General features: G+C 49.4%; 18 protein-coding genes. 15 read left to right on the forward strand and 3 right to left on the reverse strand.

Annotated features, from left to right (window positions below):
* Nucleotides 1–47: 47 nt before the first annotated feature.
* From gp10 to OGV75_RS19500, 10 genes are read left to right on the forward strand one after another with little or no spacing between them, the layout of a single operon-like run.
* On the forward strand, nt 48–371 hold the full coding sequence (gene gp10, locus OGV75_RS19455; RefSeq protein WP_286481064.1) for a capsid staple protein: 324 nt from the start codon (nt 48–50) through the stop codon (nt 369–371).
* A complete protein-coding gene (locus OGV75_RS19460; protein ID WP_286481066.1) occupies nt 371–976 on the forward strand; it encodes a phage connector family protein in 606 nt (201 codons plus the stop codon). Before gp10 ends, OGV75_RS19460 begins: the two co-directional genes overlap by 1 nt.
* Nucleotides 976–3,453 (forward strand): phage tail protein, encoded by a 2,478-nt coding sequence (locus tag OGV75_RS19465; protein WP_286481067.1) that lies wholly within the window; start codon nt 976–978, stop codon nt 3,451–3,453. The genes OGV75_RS19460 and OGV75_RS19465 overlap by 1 nt, the downstream gene beginning before the upstream one ends.
* Nucleotides 3,453–3,917 carry a hypothetical protein gene (locus OGV75_RS19470; protein WP_286481069.1) on the forward strand — a complete coding sequence of 155 codons (465 nt, stop codon included), beginning with the start codon at nt 3,453–3,455 and terminating at the stop codon, nt 3,915–3,917. Before OGV75_RS19465 ends, OGV75_RS19470 begins: the two co-directional genes overlap by 1 nt.
* A complete protein-coding gene (locus tag OGV75_RS19475) occupies nt 3,917–4,459 on the forward strand; it encodes a virion core protein, T7 gp14 family (RefSeq protein ID WP_045719038.1) in 543 nt (180 codons plus the stop codon). Before OGV75_RS19470 ends, OGV75_RS19475 begins: the two co-directional genes overlap by 1 nt.
* Before the next feature lie 12 nt (nt 4,460–4,471).
* Nucleotides 4,472–6,982, forward strand: a complete 2,511-nt coding sequence (locus OGV75_RS19480; protein ID WP_286481070.1) for a hypothetical protein — start codon at nt 4,472–4,474, stop codon at nt 6,980–6,982.
* On the forward strand, nt 6,979–8,781 hold the full coding sequence (locus OGV75_RS19485; protein ID WP_286481071.1) for a hypothetical protein: 1,803 nt from the start codon (nt 6,979–6,981) through the stop codon (nt 8,779–8,781). Before OGV75_RS19480 ends, OGV75_RS19485 begins: the two co-directional genes overlap by 4 nt.
* A 4-nt stretch (nt 8,782–8,785) precedes the next feature.
* Nucleotides 8,786–11,260 carry a hypothetical protein gene (locus OGV75_RS19490; RefSeq protein WP_286481073.1) on the forward strand — a complete coding sequence of 825 codons (2,475 nt, stop codon included), beginning with the start codon at nt 8,786–8,788 and terminating at the stop codon, nt 11,258–11,260.
* A 6-nt stretch (nt 11,261–11,266) separates the two neighbouring features.
* The gene (locus tag OGV75_RS19495) at nt 11,267–11,578 is read left to right on the forward strand and encodes a hypothetical protein (protein WP_286481074.1); all 312 of its coding nucleotides are present in this window, start codon (nt 11,267–11,269) and stop codon (nt 11,576–11,578) included.
* 4 nt (nt 11,579–11,582) lie between these two features.
* Nucleotides 11,583–11,879 (forward strand): hypothetical protein, encoded by a 297-nt coding sequence (locus OGV75_RS19500; RefSeq protein WP_286481075.1) that lies wholly within the window; start codon nt 11,583–11,585, stop codon nt 11,877–11,879.
* A gap of 36 nt (nt 11,880–11,915) precedes the next feature.
* Here the strand turns inward: OGV75_RS19500 and OGV75_RS19505 are convergent, their stop codons facing one another.
* A complete protein-coding gene (locus OGV75_RS19505) occupies nt 11,916–12,611 on the reverse strand; it encodes a BRO-N domain-containing protein (protein WP_286481076.1) in 696 nt (231 codons plus the stop codon).
* A gap of 315 nt (nt 12,612–12,926) precedes the next feature.
* Nucleotides 12,927–13,187: a hypothetical protein gene (locus OGV75_RS19510; RefSeq protein WP_003847193.1), complete on the reverse strand. Its 261-nt coding sequence runs from the start codon at nt 13,185–13,187 to the stop codon at nt 12,927–12,929.
* 197 nt (nt 13,188–13,384) lie between these two features.
* Here OGV75_RS19510 and OGV75_RS19515 point away from each other — a divergent pair, with 197 nt between their 5' ends.
* Entirely contained in the window at nt 13,385–15,625 is a 2,241-nt protein-coding gene (locus tag OGV75_RS19515; RefSeq protein WP_286481077.1) for a hypothetical protein, read from the forward strand.
* Nucleotides 15,626–15,656: 31 nt separating this feature from the next.
* Here OGV75_RS19515 and OGV75_RS19520 read toward each other — a convergent pair whose 3' ends face one another.
* Nucleotides 15,657–16,748, reverse strand: a complete 1,092-nt coding sequence (locus tag OGV75_RS19520) for an acyltransferase family protein (RefSeq protein WP_286481078.1) — start codon at nt 16,746–16,748, stop codon at nt 15,657–15,659.
* Between the two features lie 159 nt (nt 16,749–16,907).
* Between OGV75_RS19520 and OGV75_RS19525 the strand changes: the two genes are divergently transcribed.
* Genes OGV75_RS19525 through OGV75_RS19540 form a run of 4 tightly spaced genes read left to right on the forward strand, consistent with a single transcriptional unit; the run spans nt 16,908 to nt 18,702 of the window.
* On the forward strand, nt 16,908–17,312 hold the full coding sequence (locus OGV75_RS19525; protein WP_001275998.1) for a putative holin: 405 nt from the start codon (nt 16,908–16,910) through the stop codon (nt 17,310–17,312).
* On the forward strand, nt 17,299–17,607 hold the full coding sequence (locus tag OGV75_RS19530) for a phage holin family protein (RefSeq protein WP_016046623.1): 309 nt from the start codon (nt 17,299–17,301) through the stop codon (nt 17,605–17,607). Before OGV75_RS19525 ends, OGV75_RS19530 begins: the two co-directional genes overlap by 14 nt.
* Nucleotides 17,597–18,223: a glycoside hydrolase family 19 protein gene (locus OGV75_RS19535; RefSeq protein ID WP_286481079.1), complete on the forward strand. Its 627-nt coding sequence runs from the start codon at nt 17,597–17,599 to the stop codon at nt 18,221–18,223. Before OGV75_RS19530 ends, OGV75_RS19535 begins: the two co-directional genes overlap by 11 nt.
* Entirely contained in the window at nt 18,220–18,702 is a 483-nt protein-coding gene (locus OGV75_RS19540; RefSeq protein ID WP_286481081.1) for a DUF2514 domain-containing protein, read from the forward strand. The genes OGV75_RS19535 and OGV75_RS19540 overlap by 4 nt, the downstream gene beginning before the upstream one ends.
* The last annotated feature ends 391 nt before the right edge of the window (nt 18,703–19,093 follow it).

The following is a 19,093-nucleotide window of genomic DNA, read 5'->3' on the forward strand; positions in this document are numbered from 1 at the left end:
CGCTAATCAAACAAGGGGCTTCGGCCCCTTTATTGCAGGAGTCAGTTATGGATCTGGTAAACCTAAAAACCGGCACCGATAGTTTTCAGGACGAGAAGGGCGAGACGCATACCCGCGATGATTATCCGTGGGGGCTGTGCATCAGCCTTGATAATGAAACGCTCAGCAAGTTGGGTGTCGCTACCCCTACTGTCGGCGGGGTGGTGATGATTATGGCCAAAGCGATCGTCAAATCAACATCAGAACGTCAGGACGACGATGGAACCTATCGACGCGCTGAATTGCAGATCACCGATATGGGTATTGCTCCTGATTCCAGTGAACAGCAGAAGACAGCAGCGCAAACTCTCTACGGTGGGGAGGATGATTAATGGCATCCGTTATCGAGATCTGCAACCGTGCGCTGAGCAATATCGGCAACAGCCGCAGCATAAACAGTTTGAATGAAGCCAGTAAAGAGGCTGGGCAATGCTCCCTGCATTTTGATGCTTGCCGCGATGCTACTCTGGCTGACTTTGACTGGAACTTTGCTACCAAGCGCGTGGCGCTGGCTGATACGAATAATCCGCCACCTGACTGGCAATACGCTTACCAGTACCCATCTGATTGTGTTCGCATAGCCGAGATCATGCCGCCCGGCCTACGAAATCCTACGGCTGCGCAGCGCATTGAATATGTTGTTGGTTCCAATGAGGATCTGACAGGTAAGCTCATTTACACCGATCAGCCGAAAGCGTGGTTGAAGTACGTAGCTCGAGTAACTGACGTCAATATGTATGACGCCATTTTTATGGAGGCGCTTTCCTGGCGTCTGGCTGCTGCCATCAACATGGCGCTGACCGGTAGCGCAGATCTCGGTAACAATGCACTGACGATGTACAACCGCGTGATCCTGAGTGCTGGCTCACATAGCCAGAACGAATCGCAGGAGCCACAACCACCGGTAGATGAGTTCACAGCAGCGAGGTTGTCATAATGGCTTTTAGCTGGATTCAACCGAGCTTTGCCGGTGGTGAAATTGGTCCGTCACTGTACGGCCGCATTGATATGTCAAAGTATCAGGTGGCGCTTCGCAAGTGCGATAACTTCATTGTTCGTCAGTATGGCGGGGTGGAGAATCGCCCTGGAACGCGCTTCGTTGGCCCGGCTAAATATCCTGATCGCAAGTGCAGGTTAATACCGTTTCAGTTCTCGACTGTACAGACCTATGCTCTGGAGTTCGGGCACAACTATATGCGCGTTATCAAAGATGGCGCTTATGTTCTGACGACCAGCAATGTGATTTATGAGCTGGCGATGCCGTATGCTGACACTGACCTTTTCCGCATTAAATTCACGCAGAGCGCCGATGTTCTGACGCTGGTGCATCCTGCATACCCGCCGAAAGAACTGCGCCGCTATGCGCACGACAACTGGCAGATCGTCGACGTTACCACCAAAAACGGACCGTTCGAAGATATCAACGTTGACGATACTGTGAAGGTCTACGCCAGCGCCAGCACCGGAACAATTACACTGACGTCCAGTTCTGCAATTTTCGGTGCTGAGCAGGTCGGAAAACTGTTCTATCTCGAGCAGCCTGCGGTTGATTCCGTCCCGGTATGGGAAACCAGTAAAACCACAGCAATAAACGACGTTCGTCGTGCAGACAGCAACTACTATCGCGCCAATACTGCTGGCAAGACCGGAACACTTCGACCTTCTCATACTGAAGGTATGTCGTGGGATGGTTGGGGCGGTACCGGTTCAGATGATACCGGGATCCAGTGGGAATACCTGCACAGCGGTTTCGGCATTGCAAAAATCACAGCAGTGGCTGGTGATGGGCTTACCGCAACCGCCGATGTGATCTCGTTCATTCCATCTCAGGTTGTTGGCTCCGCTAACTCCAGCTATAAGTGGGCTAAATATGCGTGGAACAGCGTTAACGGCTACCCTAGTACCGTTGTTTACTACCAGCAGCGCCTGTACTTTGCCGCGTCTACCGCATATCCACAAACCATCTGGGCAAGCCGCACCGGAGACTATAAAGACTTCGGTAAGAACAACCCTATTCAGGATGATGATCGGATTATCTACACCTACGCCGGGCGTCAGGTGAATGAGATCCGCCACCTTATTGATGTTGGTAACCTGGTCGCTCTGACATCTGGCGGGGAATATACGATATCCGGGGACCAGAATAAGGTCCTCACGCCATCGGCGTTCTCGTTCAGCTCTCAGGGGAATAACGGATCAAGTAACGTGCCACCTATCGCCGTGGCCAACATCGCGTTGTTCATCCAGGAGAAAGGTAGCGTTGTGCGTGATCTGGCCTACTCCTTCGATGTAGACGGGTATCAGGGAACCGACCTGACCATACTGGCAAACCACCTTTTCCAGAAGCATAGCATTGTTGACTGGTCATTCTGCATTGTTCCGTACAGCAGCGCGTTCTGCATTCGTGATGACGGTAAATTGCTGGTGTTGACCTATTTACGCGATCAACAGGTTTTCGCATGGGCGCCACAATCCAGCGCCGGTAAGTACGAAAGTACCTGCTCTATCAGTGAAGGAAGCGAGGATGCTGTTTACTTCGTGGTTAACCGTACCATCAACGGGCAAACAAAACGTTACATCGAACGCCTGTCCAGTCGCCTGTTCACCCACGATGAAGATGCGTTCTTTGTCGACTGTGGTCTGAGCTATGACGGGCGCAATACATCATCACGTACAATGACCATCAGCGGGGGAACAGGTGACTGGAGCTATCAGGTTGATTACCCGGTTACAGTAAGCGGTGGTGCTTATTTCGTTAATACCGATGTTGGTGCTCAGATTCAGTTCCCGTATTCAGAGACGGATCCCGACACTGTTGAGGTGGTGGCGAAAGAGCTGCGCGGAGACATTATCTCCATAACCAGCACCACGGCGGTGGTGGTGCGCTTTAACCGTAACGTTCCAGCAGTGCTGCGCAGCGCGGCCACAACTAACTGGCAGATGGCCCGCCAGACGTTCAGCGGCCTGTCGCACCTCGAAGGTCAGACAGTAAATATCCTGTCAGATGCCAGCGTTGAGCCTCAGAAGGTTGTCACTGGTGGTTCAGTCACGCTGGAGTCACCAGGTGCAGTGGTGCACATCGGGCTACCTATCACCGCTGAATTCGAAACTCTGGACATCAATATCAACGGGCAGGAAACACTGCTGGATAAAAAGCAGGTCATTCCTACTGTCACGATGGTAGTCAACGCAAGCCGTGGAATCTGGGCCACTACTCCTGGTGGGACGTGGTACGAATACCCGCAGCGTGAATTTGAGTTCTACGATGATCCTGTTGATGACGCTACCGGCAAGGTTGAAGTGAAACTTGACAGCAACTGGGATAAAAACGGACGCGTTAAGGTTCGGCAACTCGACCCGCTTCCGCTTTCTGTTCTTGCTGTATTGCCTCGCCTTACTGTCGGAGGCTTCTGATGATTAAAGCTCAGATCGTACCTGCTACAGCAGAGCATATCGAAGCCATTATTCCGCTTGTTCGCCAGGCTGATATCGATGAATTTCTGGCGACCAATGGATGGAGTCCGCGCCGCGTTCTGGAAACCGGTCTGCGTACATCAACATTCTGCTGCGCCGGGCTGATAAACGGTGAAGTAGTGACTGTCTTTGGCATAGCACCAGCATCGATGATCGGCGGCAGTGGTATCCCATGGCTGGTGGGCACTGACGCACTGGAGAAATACCAGCGTACTTTCCTGCGTCGGTGCGGAAAAGTGGTCAATGCAATGCTGACTGTTTACCCGTATCTTGAAAATTATGTTGATGCACGCAACCACACAGCGCGCATCTGGCTTCACTGGCTGGGATTCACCATCGATGAACCTCAGCCATACGGCATTAAAAACCTACCGTTTCACCGTTTCCACATGGAGAGAAAATAATGTGCAGCCCGGCTATCGCTCTCGCTGGCGCCAGTGTCGCATTAAGTGGCGTTTCAGCATACAACCAGTACCAGCAAGGTAAGTATTCTTCTGCTGTTGCCGAGCAAAATGCAGAAGTGGCCACGGCACAGGCACAGGATTCTATCAACCGTGGCAATGCTCAGGCTGATGAGGTTCGTCGTCGTAACCGTCAGGCTGCTGGCACCCAGGCGGCAACAATGGGCGCAACTGGTGCTGATCTCTCCACTGGTGGAGCGCTTGATATCTTTGGCGATACAGCTCAGTTTGGCGCGCTTGATGCGCTGACTACAGTTAATAACGCTCAGCGTGAAGCATATGGCTATCAGGTTCAGGCTGAAAACTACAAAGCTCAGGCCAGCTCAGCACGCAAGCAGGGGAATATGGGTGCATTCACTACATTGCTGACTGCTCCACTTCAGGCATACGGCGCTTACCAGATGGGCGGCGGAACGTGGTCACCATTCACTCAAAGCAAAGCGGCTCCGATTAGCGCTGCTATCGGCACACCAACCGGTCGATAAGGAGAATTCGAAATGCCAACAGTACCAACTGTCACCGGTCGCCAGGTAGAAAGCAGAGGATTTCAGTCACCAGGTTTTCAGGCTTTCGAACAGCCAAACATTGGTGATGCGCTGACGCAGGTAGGCGGTAAAGCACTTGATGTTTTTGCTCAGGCAAAGCAGCGTGCCGATGTTGCTCAGGCTCAGGATGCCTCATTACAACTCAGCCAGATTTCCAGCGATCTGCTGACTAACCCTGATACCGGTCTGCTCAACATGCAAGGTAAGAACGCTCTTGGCAAGGGGCAGGTTTATACTCAGCAATTCGATGCTCAGGCAGAGCAGATCGCGATGACATTGCCGGAAGGTGCCAGAGCTGGTTTTATGCAGCAGGCTCAGCAGCAGCGCATTCAGTTCACCACCCAGGCTGGCAGGCATGAGATAAGCCAACTCAATGCCTATGAAGAAGGTCAGTTCCAGGCGACTCTGGCGAACAACGGAAAACTGGCTGCTGCCGCCTATGGTGATAATGCCAATTATGTTCTCTACAACCAGCAGACTTTCCAGCAGATCGAAGATTATGGCACCGCTCATGGCTGGAGTTCTGAACAGATTCAGGCCAAAAAGATTGAGTTCAAAGAGAAGGTCGCCGATGCTTCCCTTTCTCAGTGGTCGGCAAACAACTCGATTGAGTTCATCCAGAGCAACGGCGAGTTAAGCGATACGGTTACTGGTTCCCGCCGTGCAGTATCAGAAGGTGGTTCTGGTGATAGCGCCCGTGGTATTCGCAACAATAACCCCGGCAATCTGGAATACAGCAAAACCAATCCGTGGGTAGGCCAGACCGGTGATGATGGTCGCTTTGCCAAATTCGAAACTCCAGAACACGGTATTCGGGCGCTTGGTCGCAACCTTCTTTCGTACCAGCGTCAGGGTATTGATACTGTAAACGACATCATTAATCGCTGGGCCCCGCCGTCTGACAATAACAACACCGAAGCATACATTCAGGCAGTATGTGCTCAACTCGGCGTGACTCCTGACCAACCGCTTGACGCATCAAACCCTGATACGCTAAAGGCTTTGTGTGCCTCCATTATCCAACATGAGAACGGTAGCCAGCCGTACAGTGATCAGCAACTTGCTACCGGTGTTAGCGCGGCTATCGGTCTGTCACAACTGCCTACCAGCACCAAGCGTTACACGGGAAACGCGGCATTTGACGCTGCATCTCCGGAGGCCCAGGCGACATTCCTTCGCCAGGCTGACCAGATCCGTAAGCAGCAGCAGGCAGAATATCGCACTAATATCGACATTCGTGTGCGTGATGCCAGCGCAGCATACATGCGCGGCGTTGACTTCCCTGATGCTCCTACGCAGAACGACTTCCTAGCCGCCTACGGCGTGCGAGAGGGAAATCTACGCTATACCGAGTTTCGCAACACGCAGATCGCTGGGCAGTACATCGGATCGTTTCGCAACATGCCGACCAGCAGCATTCAGGCGGCAGTAGAAAACCTGAAGCCAGATACCGGTGAAACTGGTGAAGGATATGCAGCACGCGCCGCGCTTTATGACAATGTGGTTACCGCTGCAAATCAGGTAATCAAACAGCGCAAGGCTGATCCGGTGCAGTTCTCACTTGCCGCCGGGCAGACGAAGCCGATCGACATGAATAACCAAGCAAACTTCGGTCAGAGTATCGCGTTGCGAGCTGCACAGGTTAATGATCTGGCAAAAGCATACGGCACTCCGCTGACGTTCTTTTCCAAAGAAGAGGCGAATCAGATCGGGGCTTTCTTCCGCGATGCACCAGTTTCTCAGCAGTCTGCATATCTCGACACCATTCGGCAGAGCACCGGAGGCGGGCAGGTGTACATGTCAGCGCTTCAGCAGATAAGCACCAATGCGCCATCAGCAGCGGTAGCTGGGATCCTGATGGATAAGCCAGGAGGTGTGGTAGCTGAGAAAAACTGGTTTAACCCTGATGTTTCTGTATCACCAGAAACAGCAGCGCAAACCATCCTGTCCGGTGCCGCGGCGCGTAAAGGAACTGATGATGCTAAGGGCATCCCAATGCCGAAGGATAACGATCTGCGACTAGAGTTCTCTGACATGGTGAAGGATGCGTTTGCCGGTGACGCGCAGGGTGCATCAATGGCCTATGAGATAGCAAAGGACTATTACGCTGGGGTGATGGCGAAGAAGGGGGTGGTTTCGGGTGAAATTGACAGTGACACATGGAAGCAGGCTGTTAACGTAGCTACTGGTGGCGTGCACGATTATAACGGCATGGGCAGTGTTCTGTTGCCTTGGGGGATGTCTGCCGAACAATTTGATAAACAAGTTGATCAGGCATGGAAAACTCAGGTGACTGGCGCAGGAATTAAAGCACCGCCAGGCCAGTACGGTCTGCAAAGCTATGGAGATAGCCAGTATCTGGTGAAACTCGGCACTGGGTATTTGCTGAAAGATGATGGAACTCCCGTCGTCATCGACCTTACCCAACAACGCCAGAGATTCTCAGAGGGGATCCCGCAATGAGTTACTTTGGTCTCAACGCAGTTAACCAGAATCAGCAACTGGATGAAGCGGCATCTAACCCAGCAGGGTTTAATACCGATGTCGGTTTCTTCGATAACTCAGGTACTGCTGCTGTTTCGGGCCTGTACTCTGGACTGGTTGCCAAACCAGACCAGCTTCTTTGGGCTGGAATGGATAAGATCGTTTCACCCATCGCTAAGTTTGTTAACGAAAACACTTCCATCAATGATACATCGGCTGAATACATCGGCGAACAGCGAAAACTAGCAGAGCAGCAAGTTAAGCGCCTGACTCCTGACGCCGCCACAACAGGAACTGCTGGTCAGGTTCTGAATGGTCTGTTCGATATGGGCGGGCAGGCTGTCGTTGGTACGCTGCTGGCCGGTCCCGCTGGTGGCGCTGCGGCCGTCACTGCGTTGCAGGGATTCTCTGAGTTTGAACGCTTGACTGCTCAGGGCGTAGATTTCAGGACTGCTCAGGAGGCTGGTCTGGTGCAGGGTGTCACTGCTGGCGCTGGCACATTGATCCCTATGAGCCTGGGTTTACGTGCCGGTGGGGCGCTGGCAGAAAGTGTTGGCGCACAACTGGCGAGGACAGGTGAAAGCGCAGTACGTAATGTTGCAGCTACTGCTGTTCGCGCAGCTCCAGATATCGCATACGCAGCCGGAACTAACATTGCCTTTGGGATGGCCCAGCGCGGGCTGACTGCAAAGACGCTGCGTGATGGTGGTTATAACGAAATGGCGGCTCAGTACGATGTGTTTGATCGCCAGTCTATCGCCATCGATGCGGTTCTTGGTGTGGCATTTGGTGGTGTTGGCCGGTTCCTTAATGCCCGCGGTGAAAGTGCTGCAACTCCAGAGTTTTCCCCGGCGGAGGTGGATGCAGCGCTGGCAGCCAATGCCTCACATCATGCTGAGATTGATGTTGCTCCTGGTGTTCCGGTTAATGTTCTGTCACGTGATGCGCATATACAGGCGCTACAGAAGGCGATGAATGACGTAAGCCAGGGCCGTGCAGTTGATGTGGCCAGCATTGCCGAACCGGCTTCATTCACTGAAATTCCATGGCGCAGAAACCTGATTTCTCAGGCGATCGATGAAACCCTGTATCGCACAGATGAAGGTAGCACTCAGGTTGCAGTTGACACCAGATTGCTTGAGCAGCAGGCAGCACAGGCTTTAGACGTTGAGCAGGTTAATCAGTTACAGACTGATATCGCCGGTATTGAGCGATACATTGAAACACTCAACCAGGAACGCTCCGGAGTCCTGAACGAACAACCTTCAGGCAGCGGACGTGAGTTATCGCGTGCACGCGCAGCGCGTCAGGAAAGGCTGCGTGATATTGACCAGCGTATCAATGACGAGTCGGTCAGACTACAGACGGCAAAGGATAATCTGGCGGCGAATGTTGAGGGTGGAGTTAACTTTGAAGCGCGGGCGGAATTAGCACGGCGTCAGCAGGCAGAAAGCGATCTCAATGCTCAGGCTGTTTCATTCTACAAAACGGCAGAGGTCCGGACTCCTGACGAAGTTGCACCTTTTGAACCTAGTGCCATATTGCGGCAGGCAGAGCAAAGGCCAACAGCGGAGCAGGCCGGAGATATGGATCTGCGTATTGCTGAAGACTCGCTGGTTGAGTCACCTGACATGATGATCACCATTCTCGATGATGACGGAAACCCACAGTCGCGCAGCGCTCGGGAAGTGCTGGACGAAGCGAGCAAAGAGAATGAGCAGGCAATACAGGATTCCAGCCTTTTTGACGTGGCTGTAGCGTGTTTCTTGAGAGGATAATTGAATGAGACAGGAATGTATTCAGGCCGTGCAACAGGCAGCACAGCGCACTCTTACAGCCAGAGAAATACAGAATATCGAAGACCGCATTTACCGCAATATGCGATCTATTGCCCGTGACGATCCGATGTCATGGCGTCAACTTAACGACGCTGAGCGCCTGCGCCGCGCCGGGCAACTGGCCGCTGAAGAGTTGCAGCGAGAGGCAGCACTGAAAAAACGCCGTGTCGCGCTTACCATCGCAGCGCGTCAGCGCCTGGACAAATTCATTAACAGTTATCAGGGTGCTGACGGAAAGCTAGGCGCACTCAACCGCACTATCGCCTTCAGCGCTGACGGGAAATCAAACTTTCTGTCTGTTGAGTCACGCACGAAAGCGACACGTGATTACGCATTAAGCCAGTTACAGGAGGCGTTCGAGGCTGTTGATCCTCGTTTCTTCGGGCTGTTTGAAGATGAGGCTGGTGTTAGAGATCTTGTCTTTGAAATGCGCGGACAGAAAACTGGCAATGCGAAGGCCAGAAAAGGGGCGAAAGCCTGGGGTGAAGTAACAGAACTACTTCGCCGCCGCTTCAATGATGCCGGTGGCGATATCGGATATCTGGAAAACTGGGGCATACCTCAACATCACTCTATGGAAAAGGTTGGGGCGGTATCGAAAGATAAATGGGTCAGTGACGTGATCGGCAAACTTGACAGAAAATATTACACCCGCGCCGACGGTCAGTTGATGAGCGATTCTGAGCTTACTGCCTTTCTTGGTGAAGCATATAACACCATCGCCACTGGTGGTCTGAATAAACTTACTGATACCGGTATGCGTATTTCTGGCGCACGCGGAAACCGTGGCAACGCATCCCGCCAGATACACTTCAAAGACGCTGATTCATACCTTCAGTACCAGCAGATGTACGGCGACAGGTCACTCTGGGAAATCATGGTCGGACATCTGGAAGGGATAAGTAAAGATATCGCGCTGGTGGAGACATACGGGCCAAACCCGGATCATGTGTTCCGCTCACTGCTGGATCAGACGAAGTCAGAGACAGCCACGGCAAACCCCCAGGATACCGGTCGCATAGAGCGCCAGGCAAACAATACTGAGAACCTGTATAACTTTATTTCTGGTAAAACTCAGCCTGTTGCAAACCCGCATATTGCGCGCTGGTCTGACAACATCAGAAACTGGATGGTTGCCAGCCGTCTTGGTTCTGCACTGCTTTCGTCTTTCTCTGACCTTGGCACCATGTATCTTTCGGCGAAGGTTACTAACCTTCCGATGAATCAGCTTTTCCGTAACCAGCTTGAGGCTATGGACCCAACGAACCGTACTGAATTGGCCAGGGCGCGCAGGGCTGGTCTGGCTATGGAATCCCTGCTCGGTAGCGTGAACCGTTGGGCGATGGATAATATGGGGCCGTCTGTCTCCCGGTGGGCTGCAACGGCTGTGATGCGTGCCAGTGGATTAACTGCATGGTCAGACGCCCATAAGCGCGCCTATGGCGTGACAATGATGGGTAGTCTGGGCGATGTTGTTAACAGAACGCCAGATCTGAAAAGTCCTTCAAATGACGATTTTCGCATTCTGAAAAGTAAAGGGATCACCGATACAGACTGGAGCGTGTGGAAACTGGCTCAGCAGGAGGACTGGGGAAAAGGCAACAATACGATGCTTACTCCGGAAAGTATCATGCGCATTTCTGATTCTACTGTGCAGCACCTTGGAGCACCAGAGCGTGTGAAATTCGAGGCTATGCGTAAGTTGCTCGGTGCCGTCAACGAAGAAGTTGATATGGCTGTTATAACCCCAGGTGCGCGTGAACAGATGATTACCGGATCAGGAATCCAGCGTGGAACCTGGAAAGGGGAATTAACCCGCAGCGTATTCCTTTTCAAGTCATTCCCCATATCTGTTGTCATGCGTCACTGGTCTCGTGCTATGGGCATGCCGTCGGCTGGTGGCCGTGCTGCATACATCGCGACGTTTATCGCCAGTACTACAATACTTGGCGCACTTTCTCAGCAACTAAATGACATGGCATCAGGCCGTAATCCGCGGGATATGGCAGGTAAGGATGCCGCGAAATTCTGGCTTGGCGCATTGCTGAAAGGAGGTGGTCTCGGACTGTACGGTGATTTCTTGCTATCTGACCACACCAGGTACGGAAGCGGAGCGCTGGCTTCGATGCTCGGTCCGGTGGCTGGTCTCGTAGATGATGTCATTAAGATCGGGCAGGGCATCCCGCTGAATGCGGTAGAAGGTAAGAGCGAGCAAACTGGCGGTGATCTGGTTAAGCTTGGTAAAGGCCTGACGCCTGGTGCTAATATCTGGTACCTGAAGGCAGCGATTGACCATATGATCTTTAACCAGATGCAGGAATATTTTTCCCCTGGCTATCTGCGTAAGATGGAGCAGCGTTCGAAGAAAGAATTTAACCAGACATACTGGTGGCGACCTCAGGATACACTGCCACAGTGAGGATATATGGAATTAGATAAAATTGTTGAGCTTCAGGGCAGATACTATGAAAACAAGCGTAGTGCAACTATAGGTCTTTATATAATCTTTGTTGGCGTAATATTAATTGTGGTGAATATACTTGGATGGTCACATGAAACACAAATCATTCAAGGCGTTGTTTTGGGTGGTGGTATTGTATATTGGTGGATGCACTTCGATAAATATACAAAACTGCATAAACAGCTAGATATCCTTTGCCTTCAAAGGTATAGGAAAGGATATGACAGCTCACTTGCAGAGATCGTTTCTGATAGGTATGGCAAAAAAGATAGGTGAAAAAATGCAAGCTATCGGCTTTATCGTTTACATAGTGGTAGGTCTTTTTCAGCTCGCAGCAATCATGGCAGGTCTTGAATCGTGGTGGGGGCTGCACTGGATAGTAGCTGCGCCGATTGCTTTCATCGCTAGTTATATCCCGCTGGTCGGGTCCATTGTTGGAATGGTTGGCGCTGTCGACGTATGGCGGTGGGAGTGGTGGCAGGCTGGTCTTCTATTCTTTGGTGGGCTAATCTTTGCTATCGCGTGCGGTGGAATGTCATCATTTTTCGAATGGCTATCATTCAGAAAAAGAGCGTGACATGTCACAAAGGCCGCCGAAGCGGCCTTAATTTTATCAGAACTTACCAGCCATGCTGTTGATGTACTCCGCGTGCGTCTGGATATCGCGCAGGCATTTACTGGCACCAACGATGTAACTCACCATCGCCGTGAACTCTGCTACAGCACCTTCAACGTCATGTCCGTCGCTATCTAACTGGCGCAGCAGGTTCATCATCAGGGAGTGCTCAGACAGGCCAAGAACACCTTCAGGTGAATGGATGTGCTCACGGTAGTTCGGCTTCAGGGGAGCGCTGTATTCCTGCTTTTCTCCCGTCTTCATAGCTTCCAGAATGGCTGGCATAAAGCTGGCCACAACCTTTTGTGCTTTGTCTGCCGGGGATAATTCTTCACGAACGTAGCGACCGGTGCGGCGGATCTGCGGGAGAACTTCACCAGTTACCCATTTGCGGAAGCGGTAGGGGATAGTGCCTGGAGTAACCGCATCGCGGCAGCGCAGGATCAGAGTGTAGAGGCCGGACTCGGAGATAACGTTTACTGCTTGCATCCCGCCAGGGGTGTAACTTGAAGTTACACCCTTCTCATCGTCATCGAGCATCGCAATAGCTTTACGTGAGTTTCTCAGCCCAAGAGCATCTGACACATCTTTAGCAGAAAACCATGGGTTACCATCAATATTAAACATGCGTACAGGGGATGCTGATTCGAATTTAAATACTGCGTCTGGGGATGGTTTGCTTTGAGTTGTCATAGTGATTACCTTTTAGTCTGGTTAATCACCACTACCGACGCCAATCGGTTGGTGGTGAGCTGTGCAGGGTTGGCGTAACCGGCTAAAAGGACCCGGCGCACCTTTCGGTGCCCCCACACAGCCCACCATAATGCGAATGTGGCCGTGCTTAACGCATAAAAAAACCGCTTGCGCGGTGAATGCGCCTTTTAGTAATCCGGGACGCCAATCCCGGCACTGGATTTTGCCAGTGCCTGATCACTATGGCACAAGAATTCTGCGTTGTAAATTTACCGTAAAGGTAATAATAAACGCATGTTGTAGGATATTTCAACCTTATGTGGTTTGTTTTCGTAACTGTTCGGCACAGTAATCGAGATGCGTTTGCAGATCCTGCATAGTCATTTGAGAACTTGTGACGTAATTCACAAGCGCAACCAGTTCAGCCAGTGGCCCATCAACATTGAAGCCATCTTTATCGAGTTCCCGCAGTAACTTCATCAGATGCGAGTCCTCCACCAGGGATCTAACGCCTACCGGCGTGTGTATTCTTTCTTCAAATCCTTCTTCCAGCGGATGGTGATACTGCCGTTGCATCTCTTCTTCTCCATGCAATCACTGTATAAACATACAGTATCAGAAGATTTAATGACTATCCAGCACGGAATGCAAATTACCTGTAAGGTAATAAAACAAGTGTTCATTCCTCATTCGGTTCATATAAGGTTTTTATGGTAATACAATGATTCAGAGTGCATGCGCGCCGGGCGCATAAGCAACCTGGAGATAATTACATGACGGTCTCAACCGAAGTTGACCATAACGACTACATCGGGAACGAGGTCACGACTTCCTTCCCATATACCTTCCGAATTTTTAAGAAGTCTGATCTGGTTGTGCAGGTTGTTGACCTGAATGAGAACATCACAGAGCTGATTCTTGATACTGATTACACCGTTACTGGTGCCGGTGGATACACTGGAGGAAATGTTGTTTTGTCTGCTCCTCTTGCTAATGGTTATCAAATTTCGATATCCAGAGAGTTGCCAGTTACCCAGGAAACAGATTTCAGAAATCAGGGTAAGTTCTTCGCAGAAGTACATGAAGATGCTTTTGATAAACTGACGATGCTGATTCAGCAAGCGATCAGTTGGTTGCGCCTTTCTCTTCGCAAGCCATCTTTTGTGGCAAATTACTATGATGCTCTTGGGAATTATATTCGCAATATTCGTGACCCTTCACGACCACAGGATGCAGCAACTAAAAACTATGTTGATGCGTTAAGCGCTGGTGATAAATCATACACTGATTTGTTGTTCGGAAGAACACTTCGAACTCCTGAGAAAATATCTCAACTTCCAGCATTCGATGTTAGGGCAAATAAAATTATAGGTTTTGATTCTGCTGGCCAACCTATCATGCTGATCCCTGAATCTGGATCTGCGGCAGACGTTTTGCTTCTTTTGGCTGGACCAAATGGATATACCTATATACCTTCTGTCGAAGTTCAACGCTGGCGTGATGAAGGTGATGCAAGAGGCTGGGGTGTGTTCCCTGATGGTACCGACGTAACAGCAAAGATGTGTGCATGGCTTGATGCTGTTAATGGTGATTATTCGAAGCTAATACAGTATGGGCAATATAGGCGTGAAGCGTTTCTTCCTGAGGGTGACTATGTAACTTCAACAGCGAACCTAACTGGTAATCATAAAATAATTGGCAGATTTATTATACGGTGTGACCTGAGGTGCGAGGGGCGTGTACCTAATGGTGAATTTACACTACTTCACGTTAAAAGTATCAATTTAAGAGGTTTATCGTGTAAAGATTTTATAGCGCAAGGTGTACAGTTTTGTCACATTGAGAACATAGACACAACTGGAGATTTTACCCTTAAAGGTTCTACTACTCCATCCCCCATCCCTGGAATGGCGGTGTGGGGTGGAGGAAGCTACTGGAATAATATTGTAAGGGTAAAAACAGGAACTACATCCGGTGGTGGTAAGCTTAATGTCAATATATATGAAGGATCTGTTAATCAGAACACATTTAGCCAAATTGCAGGTGGTGGTCTTGTTATTCTTGGACAAGGCAGCAATCCAATTACCGGATCTGGTTATGAGGGTAATGCCAATACCTTTATAGGTGTTGATACATCAGGAAGTTCAACATACATGCTTGATAACCAGTCTATTCCTGCTCAGCATAACACAGTTATTGGGTTGTACGGAGAGGTAACAGGGACTGGTAGAATTAGAGGTCCTTGGACAATTCTTGGTGCTCGCGCTCAATTTGGTGGGTGGGTTTCTACAGTAAGCCACATGAATACAGTTTTAGGGACAGATCCTACCGCAGGAACACAGGGAGGAGACAGTATAAGTCTCTCAGGAGTAAACCTGTGCCCAAGTGGAGACTGGTCTATTCTAAATGGAAGTGGTTATCCTGAAGATTATTCTCTGCTAACTATCCCTGCAGAAGCTAAAGTTTTAAGCGACACTTTAGAGCCTGGTGGATGTGGAAGATATTTTGGTGTCGATAATGCTTCTGTTAGATGTCGTCTATTAATTAACCTAACCAAAACACAAAGCGGATATATAAGAGGAGCTTTCTTTTTTAGAGGTGATGATCCAGTAGAAATAGTAATCGAAGATGTATCAGGTGGGAATATCATATACGCACCAGTAAATATGTATACCTCAATGGGCACAACTAACAACTGGAAATTATACAGAATCTCAGCCCCAACACTTGATAAATCTAAACAATATAGGTTAAGAATCACTGTTGATGCAGGAAAGACTGGGTTGTTAGGTTGTTCTTATTTTAGCTGTTATAACGCAAGCGTTCTACCTACTTTTTGTGGATGGAGCAAAGTATTGGTGAGAACACCATCTACTCCGGCAATACTTGAAACAAATGTTCTACCCATAGGATTAAGGGCGATAAGAAACTATGCCGCTTCCGTGCCATCTGATCCTGTTGTAGGGTGGCAGTGGAACGGGTCATCATGGCTTAAAATGAATGCTTCAGCATAATTAAACAGCCCGGGCATTCCCGGGCTGGTTTTTATCTTGGTATTTTGCATTCAATGTATTTGTATGAAATATTTGATGCTAATAGCGACGCAATGAAAACTACGCCTATAAACCAAAATGAAGACATCATACTCCAATCTATAAAGTAAGATGCTATTTTGTAACACAACATAAAAACAAGAGGATGTATAAGATATAGTGAATAAGAAGCATCGCCGATTGAAATAATAAATGATGGTATCTTAATGTTATTTTGAATATAATCAGCGCAAGAGGTTAAGCACAGGAACATAAAACAAAAAAACTTACCTGAATGAGCTATGCCATGGCCAGCATCAATTTTAGTTACATAAGCATATACTGGCACTGATATGCCTAATATAATTACAGGAATGGCAATATTGCTTTTGGATATGCTCAACGCTCCTTTTTTGTAAAGGATGGCAACAACTGCTCCAAAAACGAACTCCCATATAATGCTTTGCATTGTTAAATTAAGATATCCAGCGCCTATTATTTTGGGTCTGTCAAAATTTACCCCACCAATAATTGCTGGAATGGCAAGTAGAGTTATTGAGAACCAAATTATGTAAAAGGTATATCTGAATCTACCGCATGCAATCCCAATTGCACATATCAAATAAAAATAAACTTCGTAATTGAGAGTCCATCCAACAAATAAAGTCGGAGGGCCAAGGTAAATTGGAGAGTCTAAATTTAACGGTATAAATAAAAGGCTTTTTATTATGTTTAAAATCTCAAATGGAGAGCCGTTTTGATTATAATAAAACCCCTTCATTCCTGAGAAATCAAATCCATTAACAAGTGCAATATATATAATGGTGCATATAAAATATAAAGGCCAAACCCTTAGAAAGCGTTTCCTGATAAATTTAAATGTGTCTTTTCTATCATAATCAATAGATGTGTATATTATTATAAATCCACTTATTATAAAAAATAAGTCAACACCGAACGCTCCAGGCCAAAATAGATCGTAAGCCAAACCCTCCAGAGGGGAGTGCCTTAAAAAATCCCGCGCATGGCACAAGACGACTAGCATTGCCGCAATACCACGCAGTGCTTGTATGTAATCTAAACTTCTTCTCTTTTCTATGATCACTTAAAACTCTACAGGGTTGATATGGTTAGGCATATTTTATCACCTTTTGGGTAATTTTGTTAAATGCGTTTATAGGTTTCTTAACCCATATATGGTTTATTGTGTATGATGAACTCACCAACTAAGGGGGGTTTTTATGCACAGTAAACGGTGGTTGATATGTCAGCCCAGTTAACCAGTGAGTCGTTAAATCAGTGGCTTAGTATGGGATCTCTGGCTGCGGTTATCGCCGGGGTTCCTCCCGAGGTGGCTCTTGGTGCTTTATCAGGTGCGGTAATATTTATTACCTCTGCTGTTGAGTATCCAATACGCCGCCGGGTCCTCCTGTCGATGCTCAGCTTCCTCTGCGGGCTTCTCTTCTACAAACCAACTGCATCAATCCTTATCGGCGTAGCCAGCCTGATCCCAACTATCACGCAGGATTCATTCGAGAAAGGGATCGTCTTCTCTGCTGGCGCGTTCGTGTCGGCAATCGTCGCAGTACGTATTGGTATCTGGCTCTATCACCGTTCCGATAATCCACGCGATTTAATCCCGGGGAGAAAAGACGATGACAACTCATGAGCTGCTTTTACTGATTGCCAATGCGGTTATCTGTTCTGCGATAGCAATCCGCGTCGGAACCTTCCGGCGTAATGGATCGCAACACCGCCGGTGGGGTGGGTGGATAGCCTACTTCCTTATCGTGGCATCAGCCAGCATCCCCGTCCGCGCCGCATATGCAATCTGGTATCACACACCAATGGCCGCTGATTTATCAGAGGTCATCATCAATGCTGTCATGCTTGCCGCCGTTCTGAAGACGCGCGGTAACGTCGTGCAGATATTCAAAATATCGAGGTCTCAACATGGACATTAACCAGTTCCGGCGCGCAGCCGGTATTTCTGAACAACTGGCCACGCGCTGGTACCCACATATCACTGCAGCCATGAATGAATTTGGCATTACCAAGCCTGATGACCAGGCGATGTTTATTGCGCAGGTCGGGCATGAGTCCGGAGGGTTTACCCGGTTGCAGGAAAACTTCAACTACAGCGTATCAGGACTGTCAGGTTTCATCCGTTCCGGGCGTATCACTCCAGACCAGGCCAGCGCGCTGGGCCGTAAAACGTATGAGAAGTCTCTTCCGCTGGAACGCCAGCGCGCGATCGCCAATCTGGTGTACAGCAAGCGCATGGGCAACAACGGACCGGGCGACGGATGGAACTACCGTGGTCGAGGACTTATCCAGATCACCGGTCTGAACAACTACCGGGATTGCGGTAACGGCCTGAAGGTTGATCTGGTATCGCAGCCTGAACTGCTGGCGCAGGATGAGTATGCGGTCCGTAGCGCGGCGTGGTTCTTCGCCACCAAAGGCTGCATGAAATATACAGGCGATCTGGTGCGCGTCACGCAGATCATTAACGGTGGTCAGAACGGTATCGACGACCGGAGCGCGCGTTACGGTGCTGCCCGTAAGGCACTGTTATGATCTGGGCATTCGTCAAAGCGTACTGGAAACAGTTGCTTATCGTGGCGATGCTTTCTGCTCTGGTGGTGGGGGGCATTGTTGCCTGGAATGTTCACGGTGACCGGCAGTATGCCGCCGGGTATGCGCAGGCAAAGACAGAACGTAAAGCCGAAGATGATAAAGCTCGTCAGCACGACGAACAGGAGAAAGCGACTAATGAACGTGAAGCGCAGCAGAGGATCGACCAGGCGCGCAATGATGCTCTTGATGCTTCCGCTCGCGCTGGCAGGTTGCAGCAACAGCTCGTTGCCATCCGTCAGCAGCTCAGGCAGTATAACGCCATTGTCGGCGCTGGGCCGTCAGCCGCAGACACCGGTGTTTTGCTTGCCGACTTGCTCAGCAAATCTCTCGTGAGAAACCGACAACTGGCAGAGTACGCTGATCGGGCAGCAGAAGCCGGAAGAGTCTGTGAAAAGCAGTACGATTCGCTGATCAGGTGACATGGCGTTTTTCATGGTACTGATTTCCAGTGACGGTATATAAAACGGTACGGTAAAAATCGTTTTCAGGAAAGTTGTTACCAGTCAATTAGTTATGTTTGCCGTAAATAATTGAGTGGGAATAATATTCCTCCCGTTTAGCGGTTTCTGAACCGGTAGTATGTAAAAGCCCTCTGTTTACAGAGGGCTTTTTATTGCGCGAATTTTATCGATGCGACAGTCCTGCTCGATAGTAGGGTTAATCACACACTTAACGTCTGCGATCCATTCAACACCGCTTCTTATTTACGGAAATAATGAAAAGTACTCATGGTATTACCCTGTGGAATTTAATAATGGTAACAATTCAGATAAGCATTTAATTTCATGCTAAATATGAATGTTTTAGTCA

Origin of the sequence: Citrobacter sp. Cb028 (assembly GCF_030336705.1) — a bacterium.
Taxonomy (GTDB): domain Bacteria; phylum Pseudomonadota; class Gammaproteobacteria; order Enterobacterales; family Enterobacteriaceae; genus Citrobacter; species Citrobacter braakii.